Raw genomic sequence first — 16,384 nt, 5'->3', positions numbered from 1 at the left:
TTACCCGCGAAACAGGCGACGCTGGCCTTACTTGAACCGCCGCTCCACGCCTTTTTCCACCAGGATTTTCGCCGAAATCTCTTCCACCGAAAAATGCGTGGAGTTGATGTTGGGAATGTTCTCCCGGCGGAACAGGCTTTCTACCTCGCGCACCTCGAACTCGCACTGGGCGAAGCTCGAATAGCGGCTGTTGGGCTTGCGTTCGTGGCGGATGGCGGTCAGGCGGTCGGGGTCGATGGTCAGGCCGAACAGCTTGTTGTGGTGCTTCTTCAGCACCGCCGGCAGCTGCAGGCGCTCCATGTCGTCCTCGGTCAACGGGTAGTTGGCGGCGCGAATACCGAACTGCATCGCCATGTACAGGCAGGTGGGGGTCTTGCCGCAGCGTGACACGCCCACCAGGATCAGGTCGGCCTTGTCGTAGTAATGGGTCCGCGCGCCGTCGTCGTTGTCGAGGGCGAAGTTGACCGCCTCGATACGCTCCATGTAGTTGGAATTGCCGCCGATCGAGTGGGATTTGCCCACGGAATACGACGAATGGGCGGTCAATTCCTGCTCTAGTGGGGATAAAAACGTCGAAAAGATGTCGATCATGAAGCCATTGGACGTGGCCATGACTTCGCGGATGTCCTGGTTGACGATGGTGTCGAAGATGATCGGGCGGACCCCGTCACGCTCGGCCGCCGCGTTGATTTGCTGGACCATGGCCCGGGCCTTGTCCAGCGTATCGATGTAGGGGCGGGTGAATTTATTGAACGGAATGCTCTCGAATTGTGCGAGCAGGCTCTGCCCCAACGTTTCTGCAGTGATGCCGGTACCGTCGGAGATGAAAAACGCGGTTCGTTTCATTTGCACCTGGGGGCCTTAAGCTGCCGAAGATTTCTGGATATGATAGGTTCGGTTTGCCGAACGCGGTTGCTCGGCATTCTCACTTATTTTCCAGGTCCAGGCCACAAGCGTCCCGGCCCAGTCGCAGAGCAGACAGGCGGGCGCCCTTGAGCTTTTCCAATACAGTTAGTGGAGAGATCACCTTGGTAGAGTACGTAGTTTCCCTCGATAAGCTCGGCGTCCATGATGTGGAGCATGTGGGGGGCAAGAACGCATCCCTGGGCGAGATGATCAGCAATCTTGCCGGTGCCGGCGTTTCGGTGCCGGGCGGCTTTGCCACTACGGCTCAGGCGTACCGCGACTTTCTCGAACAGAGTGGCCTGAACGACCGTATCCACGCCGCGCTCGACGCGCTGGACGTCGATGACATCAATGCCCTGACCAAGACCGGCGCCCAAATCCGCCAGTGGGTCATGGAAGCCGAATTCCCGGCACGCCTCGATTCGGAAATCCGTACGGCCTTCGCCGAAATGGCCGCCGGCAACGACAACATGGCGGTCGCCGTGCGTTCCTCGGCCACCGCCGAAGACCTGCCGGACGCCTCGTTCGCCGGCCAGCAGGAAACCTTCCTCAACATCCGTGGCGTCGACAACGTGATCCGCGCGGCCAAGGAAGTCTTCGCCTCGCTGTTCAACGACCGTGCCATCGCCTACCGCGTGCACCAGGGCTTCGACCACAAGCTGGTCGCCCTGTCCGCCGGCGTGCAGCGCATGGTTCGCTCCGAAACCGGCACCGCCGGCGTGATGTTCACCCTCGACACCGAGTCAGGCTTCCGTGACGTGGTGTTCATCACCGGCGCCTACGGCCTGGGTGAAACCGTCGTGCAGGGTGCGGTCAACCCGGACGAATTCTACGTACACAAGAACACCTTGCAGGCTGGTCGCCCGGCGATCCTGCGCCGCAACCTGGGCAGCAAGGCGATCAAGATGGTCTACGGCGACGAAGCCAAGGCCGGCCGTTCGGTCAAGACCGTCGAAGTCGACCGCGCCGAACGCGCACGCTTCTGCCTGAGCGACGCCGAAGTGGCTGAGCTGGCCAAGCAGGCGATGATCATCGAGCAGCACTACCAGCGCCCGATGGACATCGAGTGGGCCAAGGACGGTGACGACGGCAAGCTGTACATCGTTCAGGCCCGCCCTGAGACCGTGAAGAGCCGTGCCAGCGCCAACGTCATGGAACGTTACCTGCTCAAGGAGAAAGGCACCGTGCTGGTCGAAGGCCGTGCCATCGGCCAGCGCATCGGCGCCGGCAAGGTGCGGGTGATCAAGGACGTGTCGGAAATGGACAAGGTCCAGCCCGGCGACGTGCTGGTCTCGGACATGACCGACCCGGATTGGGAGCCGGTGATGAAGCGCGCCAGCGCCATCGTCACCAACCGCGGCGGGCGTACCTGCCACGCGGCGATCATTGCGCGTGAACTGGGTATCCCGGCTGTGGTCGGTTGCGGCAACGCCACCCAGGTGCTCAAAGACGGCCAGGGCGTGACCGTGTCCTGCGCCGAAGGCGACACCGGCTTCATCTTCGAAGGCGAGCTGGGCTTCGACGTCAAGCAGAACTCGGTGGACGCCATGCCGGAGCTGCCGTTCAAGATCATGATGAACGTGGGCAACCCGGACCGCGCGTTCGACTTCGCCCAGCTGCCCAACGAAGGTGTGGGCCTGGCGCGCCTGGAGTTCATCATCAACCGCATGATCGGCGTGCACCCCAAGGCGCTGCTGAACTACGCGGGCCTGCCGCCGGAGCTCAAAGAGAGCGTCGACAAGCGCATCGCCGGCTACAGCGACCCGGTCGGCTTCTATGTCGAGAAGCTGGTCGAGGGCATCAGCACCCTGGCTGCAGCCTTCTACCCGAAAAAGGTCATCGTGCGCCTGTCGGACTTCAAGTCCAACGAATACGCCAACCTGATCGGCGGCAAGCTGTACGAGCCGGAAGAAGAAAACCCGATGCTGGGCTTCCGCGGCGCCTCGCGCTACATCAGCGAGTCGTTCCGTGACTGCTTCGAGCTCGAATGCCGCGCCCTCAAGCGCGTGCGTAACGAGATGGGCCTGACCAACGTCGAGATCATGGTGCCGTTCGTGCGCACCCTGGGCGAAGCCAGCCAGGTCGTCGACCTGCTCGCCGAAAACGGCCTGGCCCGTGGCGACAACGGCCTTCGCGTGATCATGATGTGCGAGCTGCCGTCCAACGCCATCCTGGCCGAGGAGTTCCTCGAGTACTTCGACGGTTTCTCGATCGGTTCCAACGACCTGACCCAGCTCACCCTGGGCCTGGACCGCGACTCGGGGATCATCGCCCACCTGTTCGACGAGCGTAACCCTGCCGTCAAGAAGCTGCTGGCCAACGCCATCGCCGCGTGCAACAAGGCCGGCAAGTACATCGGCATCTGCGGCCAGGGCCCATCGGACCACCCGGACCTGGCCAAGTGGCTGATGGAGCAGGGCATCGAGAGCGTGTCGCTGAACCCGGACTCGGTGCTCGAGACCTGGTTCTTCCTGGCCGAAGGCCAGGGCGCAGCCTGATGTGATCGGCGAGGGCGCATGACGCCCTCGTGTTTATGCGTGGGAGCGGGCTTGCCCCGCGATGGCGTCAGCCAGGACACCTCTAGTAGCCTGTCCCGACGCCATCGCGGGGCAAGCCCGCTCCCACGTTGTCGTCTTTTATCTGTTCGTGAAGCCATGCAAAGCAGCAGCACCCAATTCCCCGTCGCGTTGCTCAGTGCCGAGCGCCGCGGCGACCTCAGCGAAGACGTCTACCGGATCAAGGCCGGCAACAGCCCCGATTCGAGCGTCGAGCTGGCCGTCACGCGTCTGGGCCTGGCCGACCAGGGCCCTGCTCAAGGCGTACCGGTCATTCTCCTGCACGGCAGTTTTTCCAATCGGCGCTTCTGGTACTCACCCAAGGGCATCGGCCTGGGTGCCTACCTCGCCCGTGCCGGTTTCGATGTATGGATCCCGGAGATGCGCGGCCATGGCCTGTCGCCACGCAACCGCGCCTGGCAGCACAACCGTGTGGCCGACTATGCCCGCTATGACCTGCCGGTGATTGGTGCTTTTGTCCAGGAGCAGGCCGGGCAGGCGCCGCACTGGCTAGGCCATTCCCTGGGCGGTACCACCCTGGCCGCTGCGCTGGGCGGTGGCTACCTGGCCAGCGCGCAGGTGGCCAGCGCAGCCTTCTTCGGCGCCCAGGTCAGCCGCGTGTACTGGCCGCTCAAGGTGCCGCCGGTGGCGTGGGGGGCGAAGCTGCTGCTCAAGCGCTTTGACCAGATCAGCGGTTCGCGGCTCAAGCGTGGCCCGGAAGACGAACCGATTGGCCTGGCGCTTGAAAGCCTGCGCTGGAATGGTCTGTTCGGCCGGTTCGGCGACAAGGACCGCGATTGGTGGGCGGGGCTGGCCGAGGTCGATGTGCCGGTATTGGCCGTGGCCGGGGCAGGGGATTTCCAGGACCCGGTGTGGGCTTGCCGCAAGCTGTTCGATCAGTTGGGCGGTGACAGCAAGCAGTTCCTGCGCCTGGGGCAGGAGCAGGGCTTCGATGCCTTCGGGCACGTCGACATGCTGGTCAGCAAGGCGGCGCAGGCCCAGGTGTGGCCGTTGGTGGAGCGCTGGCTGAGGGATCCGCAGGTGCCGGTGCATGCCTCGACGGTGGTGATGGAGCCGGTGCCTGCCAGTTGATTCTGCGTTGGCCTCTTCGCGGATAAACCCGCTCCCACAGGATTTCACACCTCTCCTGTGGGAGCGGGTTTACCCGCGAAGAGGCCGGGGCAGGCAAAAGCAAACTGACTGCTCGGTCCCGGATGACTGCCGTACCTTGCAAGGTGTAGCCTTGATCCCACTTTCGCTTTCGTTGTGACTGACAGGAGTTTCCCATGCAGCATTACGTAACGCCCGACCTGTGCGACGCCTACCCAGATCTCGTCCAGGTGCTAGAACCCATGTTCAGCAACTTCGGTGGCCGCGACTCGTTCGGCGGCCAGATCGTCACCATCAAGTGCTTCGAGGACAACTCGCTGGTCAAGGAGCAGGTCGAACTCGACGGCAAGGGCAAGGTGCTGGTGGTCGATGGCGGTGGTTCGCTGCGCCGTGCGCTGCTGGGCGACATGCTCGCCGAAAAAGCGGCGAAGAGCGGCTGGGAAGGCCTGGTGATCTACGGCTGTGTGCGCGACGTCGACGTGCTGGTGCAGACCGATGTGGGTGTGCAGGCCCTGGCCAGCCATCCTATGAAAACCGACAAACGCGGTATTGGCGACCTCAACGTCGCGGTGACCTTTGCCGGGGTGACCTTCCGCCCGGGCGAGTATGTGTACGCCGACAACAATGGCGTAATCGTCTCGCCAAGCCCGCTGAAGATGCCCGAGTGACGCGCGGCGCGCGCTGATGGAGCTTTGATGTTCGAGGAAGACAACGCGCAGTGGGGGCTGGTGCATGCCCTGGTGCTCGATGGCAAAGGCGGCGCGCGTTCGATAGCCCGTACCGAGCTGGACGATTTGCAGCTGCAGCCGCTGGAGAGCCTGTGGCTGCATTGGGATCGTAGCCATCCGCAAACCCGCACCTGGCTGCTGCACGACAGTGGCCTGAGCGAGTTCGCCTGCGACCTGCTGCTGGAAGAGAACACCCGCCCGCGCCTGCTGCAGCTGGCCAACGAGCAGATGCTGCTGTTCTTGCGCGGGGTCAACCTCAACCCGGGTGCCGAGCCTGAGGACATGGTTTCGGTGCGCATTTTCGCCGAAGCGCGGCGGGTCATCTCGCTGCGCCTGCGGCCGCTGCGCGCCAGCGACGAGGTGCTTCAGCAGTTGGACGAGGGCAGGGGGCCGAAATCGGCGTCCGAGCTGTTGCTGCTGATGGGCGAGTTGCTCACCGAGAAGGTCCAGGCGCTGGTCAGCGACCTGTCCGAGGCGGTCGATCTCGAAGAAGAGAAGGTGGAAGCCGACGAACGGTATGCGCCTGAGCAAGGCAGCCTGCAGCAGATCCGTCGACGCGCCGCCGGCCTGCGCCGTTTCCTTGCACCGCAGCGGGATATCTACGCGCAGTTGTCGCGTAACAAGTGCAGCTGGTTCGCCGACCCCGACAGCGACTACTGGAACGAGCTCAACAACAGCCTGATCCGTTATCTCGAAGAGCTGGAACTGGCCCGCGAGCGCGCTGCCCTGGTGCTGGAAAGCGAAGATCGGCGCCGCAGCGAGCGGATGAACCGGACCATGTACCGCTTCGGCATCATTACCTGCATCTTCCTGCCCATGAGCTTCGTCACCGGTTTGCTGGGCATCAATGTCGGCGGCATACCGGGCTCGAACAGCCCTTATGGTTTCCTGTTCGCCAGCCTGATCGTGCTGGGCCTGGCGGTGGGGCAGTGGCTGTTGTTCCGCAAGCTGCGGTGGGTCTAGATGGCGTGCGGCCTGTTCTGTTCTCATCCTGAAACATTCGTCCCACATCCCTGTGTGACCCATCGCTCGCAGATCTCGTCTTTGACTGACACTGCGCGAGGTGCCCATGCACGATCCGTTTGAAGAATCCCTGCGCGACCTGCTCAAGGCGTCACCCTCCGGCCAGGAGCGCGACGACGCCGCCTGCCTGGGTCGCGTGCTCAAGACTGCCAACCGCCAGGTCGGCGTGGGCGATCTGTTCAGCCTGCTGGGCCGCTGGAGCCAGGCACTGATGATCGCTGTCAACAATGGCTCGGCGCATGTCGCGCCAGTGCGTCGCAATGCCACCCGCAACCCTGCCTCCGGCAGAAACGTAGATAAGGCCGATTGAATATGGAACTCGATCTCTGGACCCAGAGTCTGGTCACCGCCATGACTGCCCTTTGGACCAAGGTGGCGAACTTCATCCCCAACCTGTTCGGGGCGCTGGTGGTAGTGCTGCTTGGTTTCGTCGTGGCGAAGCTGCTCGACACACTGCTGTCCAAGCTGCTGGCCAAACTTGGCCTGGATCGCTTGATGAGCGGTACTGGGCTGACCAAGATCCTTGCCCGGGCAGGGATCCAGGTGCCGATTTCGACGCTGGTCGGCAAGATCGTCTACTGGTTCGTGCTGTTGATCTTCCTGGTCTCTGCCGCGGAATCCCTGGGCCTGGAGCGGGTCTCGGCAACGCTGGACATGCTCGCCCTGTACCTGCCGAAGGTGTTTGGTGCGGCGCTGGTGCTGCTGGCCGGCGTGCTGCTGGCACAGCTGGTCAACGGCCTGGTGCGCGGCGCCGCCGAAGGCATTGGCCTGGAATACGCCGCCGGTGTCGGGCGGATTGCCCAGGGCCTGGTGATCATCATCAGCATCTCGGTGGCGATCAGCCAGTTGGAGGTCAAGACCGACCTGCTCAACCATGTGATCGTCATCGGTTTGATAACCGTTGGTCTGGCAATTGCGTTGGCAATGGGCCTCGGCAGCCGTGAAATCGCCGGGCAGATTCTTGCTGGAATCTACGTGCGCGAACTCTATCAGGTCGGCCAGCAGGTGCGGATTGGAGAGGTCGAAGGGCATATCGAAGAGATCGGCACGGTCAAGACGACGCTGCTGACCGATGATGGCGAACTGGTGTCGCTGTCGAATCGCGAACTGCTCGAGCAGCGCGTAAATAGCCGCTAACCGCACAAAAGCTGTTAATGTATGCCGCCGCGAAAATCGGCCCTTGGGGCTGAGCGGCGACATTGACCCGACTGTCGGCCAGATCCGCATTGAATAAAGTTCATTTGCCGCCCATGCGCTATGACCCCCGGGAGCTCACCGACGAGGAGTTGGTGGCGCGTTCGCATGAGGAGCTGTTTCACGTTACCCGCGCCTATGAGGAGCTCATGAGGCGCTACCAGCGCACGCTGTTCAATGTGTGTGCGCGGTATCTGGGGAACGACCGGGATGCTGACGATGTCTGTCAGGAGGTGATGCTCAAGGTGTTGTACGGGCTGAAGAACTTCGAGGGTAAATCCAAGTTCAAGACCTGGCTCTACAGCATCACCTACAACGAATGCATCACCCAGTACCGCAAGGAGCGCCGCAAGCGCAGGTTGATGGATGCCTTGAGCCTGGACCCTGTCGAAGAGGCGTCCGAGGACAAGGCTCCGAAACCGGAAGAGAAAGGCGGGCTGGATAAATGGCTGGTGCATGTGAACCCGATCGACCGGGAAATCCTGGTGCTGCGATTTGTCGCAGAGCTGGAATTCCAGGAGATCGCTGACATCATGCACATGGGCCTGAGCGCCACGAAAATGCGCTACAAGCGTGCGCTCGACAAGCTTAGAGAGAAATTTGCTGGGCTCACTGAAACTTAGTGGCGTTCAAATATCTCTAACCAACCGGCGAGTTCTGCTAGACTTGCCGTCGAGTTGTCCCCCGGATGTTGGTGGGACTGCTTAACTATCACCAGATGGGGATTTAACGGATGAAATTGAAAAACACCTTGGGCTTGGCCATTGGTTCGCTTGTAGCCGCCACTTCGTTTGGCGCTCTGGCACAAGGTCAAGGCGCCGTTGAGGTTGAAGGCTTCTACAAGAAAGAATTCTTCGACAGCCAGCGCGACTTCAAGAACGACGGCAACCTGTTCGGCGGTTCGGTTGGTTACTTCCTGACCGACGACGTTGAACTGCGTCTGGGCTACGACGAAGTTCACAACGCACGTGGCGAAGACGGCAAGAACATCAAGGGCTCGAACACCGCCCTGGACGCTCTGTACCACTTCAACAACCCGTACGATGCCATCCGTCCATACGTTTCGGCCGGTTTCTCCCACCAGTCGCTCGGCCAGACCGGCCGTGGTGGTCGTAACCAGTCCACCTTCGCCAACGTTGGCGCTGGCGCCAAGTGGTACATCACTGACATGTTCTACGCCCGTGCCGGCGTTGAAGCTCAGTACAACATCGACCAGGGCGACACCGAGTGGGCCCCGAGCGTTGGTATCGGCCTGAACTTCGGCGGTAGCCCGAAGCACGCCGAAGCCGCTCCAGCTCCAGTTGCTGAAGTCTGCTCCGACAGCGACAACGACGGCGTTTGCGACAACGTCGACAAGTGCCCTGACACCCCAGCCAACGTTACCGTTGACGCTGATGGCTGCCCGGCTGTTGCCGAAGTCGTTCGCGTTGAGCTGGACGTCAAGTTCGACTTCGACAAGTCGGTCGTCAAGCCTAACAGCTACGGCGACATCAAGAACCTGGCTGACTTCATGAAGCAGTACCCACAGACCACCACCACCGTGGAAGGTCACACTGACTCCGTCGGCCCAGACGCTTACAACCAGAAGCTGTCCGAGCGTCGTGCTGGCGCTGTCAAGCAGGTCCTGACCCAGCAGTACGGCATCGAATCCAGCCGTGTTGACTCGGTTGGCTACGGTGAGACCCGTCCGGTCGCCGACAACGCCACCGAAGCTGGCCGCGCCGTTAACCGTCGCGTAGAAGCTCAGGTAGAAGCCCAGGCCAAGTAATTGGTTTGAAGCTTCACGAAAAACCCGGCCTCGGCCGGGTTTTTCTTTGCCTGGGATATTTGCGGCGTGTCAGCCTGCCAAGGCACGAAAACGCTCGATACCCGCTTGCACTGCCCCCACCACCTCACCGATTACCAGAATTGCCGGGCTGCGCAAGCCAAAGGCCAAGGCGTCCTCCTCCAGTGCCGCCAGGTGGCTACGGCACTCGCGTTGCTGCGGCAATGAGGCATTCTCGATCATCGCCACCGGCGTGCCGGGCGCCATCCCGCCTTGCAGCAGGCCACGGCGAATCTGCTCCAGCCGCGCCACGCCCATATACAGCACCAGGGTCGTGCCGCCCTGGGCCAGTGCTTGCCAGTTCAGTTCGCTGTCGTCCTGGGTGTGCGCGGTCAACAGCGTCACGCCACGGCTGACGCCGCGCAGCGTCAGCGGAATGTCGCATTGGGTGGCCCCGGCCAGCCCGGCGGTGATGCCGTTGACCACCTCCACTTCGATGCCGTGGCCGCGCAGCCACAGCGCTTCTTCGCCCGCGCGGCCGAAGATGCACGGGTCGCCGCCCTTGAGCCGCACCACGCAGCGCCCCTGGCGGGCGTGGCGCAGCATCAGGCGCTGGATGAAGGCCTGTGGGGTGGAGCGGCAACCGCCGCGCTTGCCCACGGCAATCACCCGTGCCTGCGGGCAGTGCGCCAATATGGCCGGGTTGACCAGGTCGTCGATCATCACCACCTGGGCCTGGCCCAGCGCGCGGACAGCCTTGAGGGTGAGCAGTTCGGGGTCGCCAGGGCCGGCGCCAACCAACCAGACTTTCGCATTCATCGGGTGTTCCTCATCGACAGGTGCCACTCAACCCTTGAACAGGGCGAACAGCAGGATCAGGTTGAACAGCAAGGACAGCAGCGCCAGGCTGCGCCAGACCTTCAGTGGCTCACGCTCCAACAGGGGGCGCGGGCGGTCGGGCAGCACCTGGCGGTCGCCGCGTTCGAGCAGCAATAGCCACTGCTCGGCGGTCTCGAAACGTTGCGCAGGATCAGCGGCCAGCCCCTGCTCCAGGTTGCGTTGCAACCAATCGGGCAGGTCGGGGCGGTAGCGGCCGGGGTTGACCGGTACGGTGAAGCGCGGGCGCTGGAACGCCTCGACTTCGCCGTAGGGGTAGTGGCCCGTCAGCAGGTAGTAGAGCGTCACGCCCACGGCGTAGAGGTCCTGGCGCGGGCTCGGCGGTTGGCCATCGAACGCCTCTGGGGCGATGTAGGACGGGGTGCCGGGCAGGCTGTGCGGCTGGTCTTCGCAAAGGCCCGGGCAGTACGCCAGGCCAAAGTCCAGCAGGCGTAGCTGACCGTCACTGCCCAGGTGCAGGTTCTCAGGCTTGATATCGCGGTGTAGCAGGTTGCGCCGGTGCAGCACACCGACGGCCTGCAGCAACTGGCGCGCCATCTCCAGCCACTGGGGCAGGGGCAGCGGGCCGTGCTCTGCAAGCATTGCGGCCAGTGTGGTGCCTGGGTATTCGCGCATCAGGTAATACAGATGCTGGCGCTGGCCCGCCGGGTGCACCTCGGGGAAGTGGCGGCCGGCGACCCGGCGCAGGAACCATTCCTCCAGCAGCAGGGCCTGGGCGGCCCCCGCTTCATGATCACGGGTTTGCGGCAGGGTCTTGAGCAGCCAGGCCTGGCCAAGTGCGTCATGTACTCGGTACAGCAATGATTGCCGACTCTGTGCCAGCACCCCCTCGACCCGCCAACCATCGATCATCTGCCCGTCACGCAACGGGCCAGGCAAGGGCCACTGCTGCAATTGCGCCAGGGTGTCGCCAAGATTGGCGGCACCCAGCTCGTCGATACTGATCAGCAGTGCGCTGGCATTGTCCTGGCTGCCGCTGTGGTGGGCGGTGGCCACCAGGGTGTCGACGGCGTCCTGCAGGTCGGGGTGTTCGCGCAGGATGGCCTGGATCCGCTGGTCGCCCAGGCTGGCCCAGACACCATCGCTGAGCAGCAGGAAGCGTTCGCCGTGGTGCAACTCGCCGTCCAGATAGTCGACCAGCAGGTGCTGGTCCAGCCCCAGTGCGCGCTTGAGTACGTGCTGCATGCCGGGCTGGTCCCAGACATGGTCCTCGCTCAGGCAGTGCAACTGGCCCTCGTGCCAGCGGTAGACGCGGCAGTCGCCGACGTGGGCGAGGGTAAAGCGTCGCCCGCGCAGCACCAGGGCACTGAGGGTGGTCAGCAGCGGCTGGCCGTTGCCCTGGGCGCGCAGCCAGCGGTTCTGGGCCAGCAACAGCCGGTCCAGGGCCTGGGCCACGCCCCAGGTGGCAGGCGTGGCGTAGTAATCCAGGGCCAGGGCCTGCAGGCTGGCGCGTGCCGCCAGGCCGCCGTCGGCGCACTGGCTGACACCGTCGGCGAGGGCGAACAGATAGCCTTTGCTTGCGGCCAGTTCCGGTGCGGGCGTGACCAGGCGCAAAGCGTCCTGGTTCTCTGCGCGGGGCCCGGTGGCAGAGGCCTGGGCGAAGCTCAGTTGCAGGCTCATGGCGACCACTCAGACCCGCGCCGCAGTGACTGCTGCCGAGCCCCAGGTGGTGCGCCAGCGCTGCTTGACGCCGTGCAGGCCGAACCAGGCGAGCAGGCCCAGGCTGGCGAACAGCCACAGGCCCATCTGGTAGTCGCCGGTGTGTTGCTTGACGGTGCCCAGGCCTGCGGCCAGCAGGAAGCCACCGATACCGCCGGCCATGCCGATCAGCCCGGTCATCACCCCGATCTCCTGACGGAAGCGCTGCGGCACCAGCTGGAACACCGCGCCATTGCCGGCGCCCAACCCGAGCATGGCACTGACGAACAGGGCCAGTGCCGCTGCGGCGCTGGGCAGGTTGAAGCCGACTGCGGCAATGCAAACCGCCGCCACGCTGTACATGCCCAGCAGGGTGCGGATGCCACCGAAGCGGTCGGCCAGGGCGCCGCCCAGCGGGCGCATCAGGCTGCCGGCGAACACGCAGGCCGCGGTGTAGTAGCCGGCAGTCACCGGGTTCAGGCCGTACTGGTCGTTGAAGTAGCCGGGCAGGGTGCTGGCCAGGCCGATGAAGCCGCCGAAGGTGACGCTGTAGAAGAACATGAACCACCAGCTGTCGCGGTCACCCAGCGCTTTGAGGTAATCGGCCATGGCCTTGGGTTTTGGCCGTTCGGGGGCGTTGCGGGCCAGCAGCGCGAACAGCACCAGGGTCAGCAACAGCGGCAGCAGGGCGAAACCGAACACGTTGTTCCAGCCGTAGGCCGCCGCCAGCACCGGCGCCAGCAGCGCGGCGAACACGGTGCCGGAGTTGCCGGCACCGGCGATGCCCATGGCCTTGCCCTGGTGCTGGGGTGGGTACCACTGCGACGCCAGGGGCAGCGAAACGGCGAACGAGGCGCCGGCAACGCCAAGGAACACGCCCAACAGCAGCACCTGCTCGAAGCTGTGCACGCCCAGGTGCCAGGCGCAGGCCAGGGCGACGATCACCACCACCTGGCCGATCAGGCCGGCGGTCTTGGGCGACAGGCGATCGACCAGCAGGCCCATGGCGAAGCGCAGCAGCGCACCGGCAAGGATTGGCGTGGCGACCATCAGGCCGCGTTGCTGGGCGCTCAGTTGCAGGTCGGTGGCGATCTGCACCGCCATGGGGCCGAGCAGGTACCAGACCATGAAGCTCAGGTCGAAATACAGGAAGGCGGCGAACAGGGTGGGCACATGCCCGGATTTCCAGAAGCTCGTATTCATCGAACACCTCGTTCGGCGTGCAACACAGGGGCGGAAACGAAAAAGACGCCGCTGCCCGGTCCACTGGCGTGGAGGGGGAGCGACGTCTTTGTCGGGGTATGGGGGCAACCGCCGTTGGCTACCTGGGTTTGACTGAGCAAGAGGCGGGCCAATGTTGCCTGCCGGCTTTTTACAGGGGGCTGGGAGCAACTGTCTTGCTCGCCATTCAAACAACTGGGCGATCCCTGTGGGAGCGGCGGTTCGCCGCTGCGATTCACCCGCGAACACGGGCATAGCCCGTGCCAAGCACCGAGGTGTCATCTTCGCGGGTAAACCCGCTCCCACAGGCAGGGCTGGCCTTCAGCCGAGCATCTCCGACATGGCGATGATCTGTTCGGCCACCTGGATCAGCTTCTGCTGGCGGCTCATGGCCTGGCGCCGCATCAGGGTGTAGGCCTGCTCTTCATTGCAGTCTTTCATCTTCATCAGCAAGCCCTTGGCCTGCTCGATGCGCTTGCGCTCGGCCAACTGCAGGTCGCGGGCCAGCAACTGGGCCTTGAGCGCCTGGTCACTTTCGAAGCGGGCCATGGCCACGTCGAGGATCGGCTGCAGGCGCGCGGCGTGGATGCCTTCGACGATGTAGGCGCTGACCCCGGCCTGGATCGCCTGGCGCATCACCCCTGGGTCGTGTTCGTCAGTGAACAGCACGATGGGGCGGGGCCGGTCGCGGCTGACCAGCACCACCTGCTCCATCACATCACGGCCTGGTGACTCGGTATCGATCAGCACCACGTCGGGGTGCACCGTTTCGACGCAGGCCGGCAGGTCGATGGTCAGGCCAGGGGCTTCGATCACATCGAAGCCGGCCTCGACCAATGCGGCCTTGAGGCGGCCGACTTTCTTTTCGGTATCGTCGATCAGCAGGATGCGCAGCATGGTCGGCTCCTCACAGGCCAACGCGGGCGTCGGGCGCCGCGTCCAGGGCGTGCAGCCTGAAGCTGCGCGCGTAGCCGTACGGATCGCTGCCGTCCCAGCGGCTGCCGTCGATCAGCTGGCTGCTGCGCATCGGCAGGTCGGCGCAGGGCACGCCCAGTGCGTCGGCGGCCTCACGGTACAGCGCCAGTTGCTGGACCTGGCGCGCCACGGCGAGGTAGTCCGGGTCGTCGCGCAGGATGCCCCAGCGGCGGAACTGGGTCATGAACCACATGCCGTCGGACAGGTAGGGCAGGTTGGCACGCCCCTGGTCGAACAGGCGCAGGGCATGGCGGTCTTGCCAGCGGTTGCCCAGGCCGTCCTGGTAATCGCCCAGCAGGCGTGGCTCGATGCTGCTGGCCGAGGTGTCCAGGTAGGCGCTGCCACTGAGCAACTGAGCGGCGCCGCGACGGTTCTCGGTGCTGCTTTCGATGAAGCGGCTGGCGGCGAGGATCGCCTTGATCAGCGCGCGAGCGCTGTTTGGGTATTGCTCGGCGAAACTGCGCGCGCAGGCCAGGACCTTTTCCGGGTGGTCCGGCCAGATCGACTGGCTGGTGGCGAGGGTGAAACCCTGGCCTTGGGCGATGGCCTCGGCCGACCACGGCTCGCCGACGCAAAAGCCATCGATGCGCCCGGCCTGCAAGTGGGCGACCATCTGTGCCGGCGGCACCACCACGCTGTTGACGTCATGCAAGGGGTGGATGCCCTGGCTGGCCAGCCAGTAATACAGCCACATGGCGTGGGTGCCGGTGGGGAAGGTCTGGGCGAAGGTCAGGCGCGCACCGCCCTGGTGCGCCAGCCGCGCCAGTGCCTCGGGGTTGGTCACGCCCTTGCGCTGCAAGGCAGCGGACAGGTTGATGGCCTGGGCGTTCTGGTTCAGGCCCATGAGCACCGCCATGTCATTGGCCGGCCCGCCGCCCACGCCCAACTGCACGGCGTAGACCAGGCCGTACAGGCAGTGCGCAGCGTCCAGTTCGCCGCTGACCAGCCTGTCGCGCAGCCCGGCCCAGGAGGCCTGGCGCTGCAGGTTGAGGGTAAGGCCCTGTTGCTGGGCGAAGCCCTGGGTGGCAGCGACCACCACCGAAGCGCAATCACTCAGGGCCATGAAACCGATGTTCAGGCTGGGCTTTTCCGGTGCGTCGCTGCCGTTGACCCAGGCCAGTGGCGATGTCGGGGGAGCTGTATTCACGTGGATCCTCGGGCGTTCTGCGGGGGCTGCATGGGGTTGTTGAAGCAACCCATGTGCCATGGCCCTGTCGCCCCGGCGATGCGCTGGCTATAATCGCACCCCTCACTCACCGCGAGTCCGCCCGCCCATGTATACCCTGGCCCGCCAGCTGCTGTTCAAGCTCTCCCCGGAAACCTCCCACGACCTGTCGCTGGACCTGATCGGTGCCGGTGGCCGCCTTGGCCTCAACGGCCTGCTGTGCAAGCAGCCGGCGGCGTTGCCGGTGAGCGTCATGGGCTTGAACTTCGCCAACCCGGTGGGCCTGGCCGCTGGCCTGGACAAGAATGGCGCGGCCATCGACGGTTTCGCCCAGTTGGGCTTCGGTTTCGTCGAGATCGGCACCATCACCCCGCGCCCGCAGCCGGGCAACCCCAAGCCGCGCCTGTTCCGCCTGCCGGAAGCCACCGCAATCATCAACCGCATGGGCTTCAACAACATGGGCGTCGACCACCTGCTGGCGCGGGTGCGGGCCGCACGCTACACCGGCGTGCTGGGCATCAATATCGGCAAGAACTTCGACACCCCGGTCGAGCGGGCCCAGGACGATTACCTGATCTGCCTGGAGAAGGTCTACAACGACGCCAGCTACATCACCGTCAACGTCAGCTCACCGAACACCCCGGGCCTGCGCTCGCTGCAGTTCGGTGATTCGCTCAAGCAGTTGCTCGATGCCCTGGCCGAGCGCCGTGAGCAGTTGGCGGTGAGCAACGGCAAGCGCGTGCCACTGGCGATCAAGATCGCCCCGGACATGAGCGATGAAGAAACCGCGCTGGTGGCTGCCGCGCTGATGGAGTCGGGGATGGACGCGGTGATCGCCACCAACACCACCCTGGGCCGTGAGGGTGTCGAAGGGCTGCCGTTCGGTGGCGAGGCGGGCGGCCTGTCGGGCGCGCCGGTGCTGGAAAAGAGCACCCACACAGTGAAAGTGCTGGCGAGTGAGCTGGGTGGCAAGCTGCCGATCATCGCCGCCGGTGGCATCACCGAAGGCCGTCACGCGGCTGAGAAGATCGCCGCCGGTGCAAGCCTGGTGCAGATTTACTCGGGCTTCATCTACAAGGGCCCGGCGCTGATCCGCGAGGCGGTGGATGCCATCGCGGCCATGCCTCGGCAATAAGCGGCCATGAAAAAGGGGCCCCGCATGGGGCCCCCTGGGCCGTAGCCCGCCGCCCGGATGGGGCGCGCATGG

15 protein-coding genes are annotated in these 16,384 nt (G+C 64.4%); 9 read left to right on the top strand and 6 right to left on the bottom strand.

All coding sequences use genetic code 11. From position 1 onward, the window contains the following. Positions 1–27 precede the first annotated feature (27 nt). Complete coding sequence (gene ppsR, locus EJA05_RS19885) at positions 28–846, bottom strand: posphoenolpyruvate synthetase regulatory kinase/phosphorylase PpsR (protein WP_110991838.1); 819 nt, start codon at positions 844–846, stop codon at positions 28–30. 182 nt (positions 847–1,028) lie between these two features. On the opposite strand from ppsR, the gene ppsA reads away from it, so the two are divergent. From ppsA to EJA05_RS19845, 8 genes are all read left to right on the top strand, one after another. Next, positions 1,029–3,404 (top strand): phosphoenolpyruvate synthase, encoded by a 2,376-nt coding sequence (gene ppsA, locus EJA05_RS19880; protein ID WP_110991837.1) that lies wholly within the window; start codon positions 1,029–1,031, stop codon positions 3,402–3,404. A gap of 156 nt (positions 3,405–3,560) precedes the next feature. After that, positions 3,561–4,553 (top strand): alpha/beta fold hydrolase, encoded by a 993-nt coding sequence (locus EJA05_RS19875; RefSeq protein ID WP_125859509.1) that lies wholly within the window; start codon positions 3,561–3,563, stop codon positions 4,551–4,553. 194 nt (positions 4,554–4,747) lie between these two features. Then, positions 4,748–5,239: a ribonuclease E activity regulator RraA gene (gene rraA, locus EJA05_RS19870; RefSeq protein WP_125464957.1), complete on the top strand. Its 492-nt coding sequence runs from the start codon at positions 4,748–4,750 to the stop codon at positions 5,237–5,239. Between the two features lie 27 nt (positions 5,240–5,266). Continuing rightward, entirely contained in the window at positions 5,267–6,262 is a 996-nt protein-coding gene (locus tag EJA05_RS19865; RefSeq protein WP_125859508.1) for a zinc transporter ZntB, read from the top strand. A 106-nt stretch (positions 6,263–6,368) separates the two neighbouring features. Continuing rightward, positions 6,369–6,632, top strand: a complete 264-nt coding sequence (locus EJA05_RS19860) for a CrfX protein (RefSeq protein ID WP_110991833.1) — start codon at positions 6,369–6,371, stop codon at positions 6,630–6,632. Positions 6,633–6,634: 2 nt separating this feature from the next. Further along, positions 6,635–7,459, top strand: coding sequence for a mechanosensitive ion channel family protein (locus tag EJA05_RS19855; RefSeq protein ID WP_110991832.1), 825 nt, complete (start codon positions 6,635–6,637; stop codon positions 7,457–7,459). Between the two features lie 113 nt (positions 7,460–7,572). Further along, positions 7,573–8,139, top strand: a complete 567-nt coding sequence (gene sigX, locus EJA05_RS19850; protein ID WP_110991831.1) for an RNA polymerase sigma factor SigX — start codon at positions 7,573–7,575, stop codon at positions 8,137–8,139. Between the two features lie 110 nt (positions 8,140–8,249). Further along, complete coding sequence (locus EJA05_RS19845; RefSeq protein ID WP_110991830.1) at positions 8,250–9,284, top strand: OmpA family protein; 1,035 nt, start codon at positions 8,250–8,252, stop codon at positions 9,282–9,284. Positions 9,285–9,353: 69 nt separating this feature from the next. On the opposite strand, the gene cobA is transcribed toward EJA05_RS19845, so the two are convergent. The 5 genes from cobA to EJA05_RS19815 all read right to left on the bottom strand — a co-directional run bounded on the left by cobA (position 9,354) and on the right by EJA05_RS19815 (position 15,159). Next, a complete protein-coding gene (cobA, locus tag EJA05_RS19840) occupies positions 9,354–10,100 on the bottom strand; it encodes a uroporphyrinogen-III C-methyltransferase (protein WP_125859507.1) in 747 nt (248 codons plus the stop codon). 27 nt (positions 10,101–10,127) lie between these two features. After that, a complete protein-coding gene (locus tag EJA05_RS19835; protein WP_125859506.1) occupies positions 10,128–11,798 on the bottom strand; it encodes a bifunctional protein-serine/threonine kinase/phosphatase in 1,671 nt (556 codons plus the stop codon). A gap of 9 nt (positions 11,799–11,807) precedes the next feature. Beyond that, positions 11,808–13,019, bottom strand: coding sequence for a nitrate/nitrite transporter (locus tag EJA05_RS19830; protein ID WP_125859505.1), 1,212 nt, complete (start codon positions 13,017–13,019; stop codon positions 11,808–11,810). A gap of 339 nt (positions 13,020–13,358) precedes the next feature. Beyond that, positions 13,359–13,934, bottom strand: a complete 576-nt coding sequence (locus EJA05_RS19820) for an ANTAR domain-containing response regulator (protein WP_125859503.1) — start codon at positions 13,932–13,934, stop codon at positions 13,359–13,361. 10 nt (positions 13,935–13,944) lie between these two features. Continuing rightward, entirely contained in the window at positions 13,945–15,159 is a 1,215-nt protein-coding gene (locus EJA05_RS19815) for a CmpA/NrtA family ABC transporter substrate-binding protein (protein WP_125859502.1), read from the bottom strand. A 127-nt stretch (positions 15,160–15,286) separates the two neighbouring features. On the opposite strand from EJA05_RS19815, the gene EJA05_RS19810 reads away from it, so the two are divergent. Then, positions 15,287–16,312 carry a quinone-dependent dihydroorotate dehydrogenase gene (locus EJA05_RS19810; protein WP_125859501.1) on the top strand — a complete coding sequence of 342 codons (1,026 nt, stop codon included), beginning with the start codon at positions 15,287–15,289 and terminating at the stop codon, positions 16,310–16,312. The last annotated feature ends 72 nt before the right edge of the window (positions 16,313–16,384 follow it).

It is taken from the genome of Pseudomonas oryziphila, from assembly GCF_003940825.1.
In the GTDB taxonomy this organism is placed as follows: domain Bacteria; phylum Pseudomonadota; class Gammaproteobacteria; order Pseudomonadales; family Pseudomonadaceae; genus Aquipseudomonas; species Aquipseudomonas sichuanensis.
The sequence above is the reverse complement of the archived record's forward strand: the minus strand, read 5'-3'. Positions and strand labels throughout refer to the sequence as shown.

Bases quoted from the DNA above. Each gene is read 5' to 3' on its own strand.
- sigX (WP_110991831.1), top strand. From the start codon at position 7,573: ATGCGCTATGACCCCCGGGAGCTCACCGACGAGGAGTTGGTGGCGCGT.
- cobA (WP_125859507.1), bottom strand. From the start codon at position 10,100: ATGAATGCGAAAGTCTGGTTGGTTGGCGCCGGCCCTGGCGACCCCGAA.
- EJA05_RS19830 (WP_125859505.1), bottom strand. From the start codon at position 13,019: ATGAATACGAGCTTCTGGAAATCCGGGCATGTGCCCACCCTGTTCGCC.
- ppsR (WP_110991838.1), bottom strand. From the start codon at position 846: ATGAAACGAACCGCGTTTTTCATCTCCGACGGTACCGGCATCACTGCA.
- EJA05_RS19835 (WP_125859506.1), bottom strand. From the start codon at position 11,798: ATGAGCCTGCAACTGAGCTTCGCCCAGGCCTCTGCCACCGGGCCCCGC.
- EJA05_RS19855 (WP_110991832.1), top strand. From the start codon at position 6,635: ATGGAACTCGATCTCTGGACCCAGAGTCTGGTCACCGCCATGACTGCC.
- EJA05_RS19820 (WP_125859503.1), bottom strand. From the start codon at position 13,934: ATGCTGCGCATCCTGCTGATCGACGATACCGAAAAGAAAGTCGGCCGC.
- EJA05_RS19845 (WP_110991830.1), top strand. From the start codon at position 8,250: ATGAAATTGAAAAACACCTTGGGCTTGGCCATTGGTTCGCTTGTAGCC.
- EJA05_RS19865 (WP_125859508.1), top strand. From the start codon at position 5,267: ATGTTCGAGGAAGACAACGCGCAGTGGGGGCTGGTGCATGCCCTGGTG.
- EJA05_RS19860 (WP_110991833.1), top strand. From the start codon at position 6,369: ATGCACGATCCGTTTGAAGAATCCCTGCGCGACCTGCTCAAGGCGTCA.
- EJA05_RS19810 (WP_125859501.1), top strand. From the start codon at position 15,287: ATGTATACCCTGGCCCGCCAGCTGCTGTTCAAGCTCTCCCCGGAAACC.
- EJA05_RS19875 (WP_125859509.1), top strand. From the start codon at position 3,561: ATGCAAAGCAGCAGCACCCAATTCCCCGTCGCGTTGCTCAGTGCCGAG.
- rraA (WP_125464957.1), top strand. From the start codon at position 4,748: ATGCAGCATTACGTAACGCCCGACCTGTGCGACGCCTACCCAGATCTC.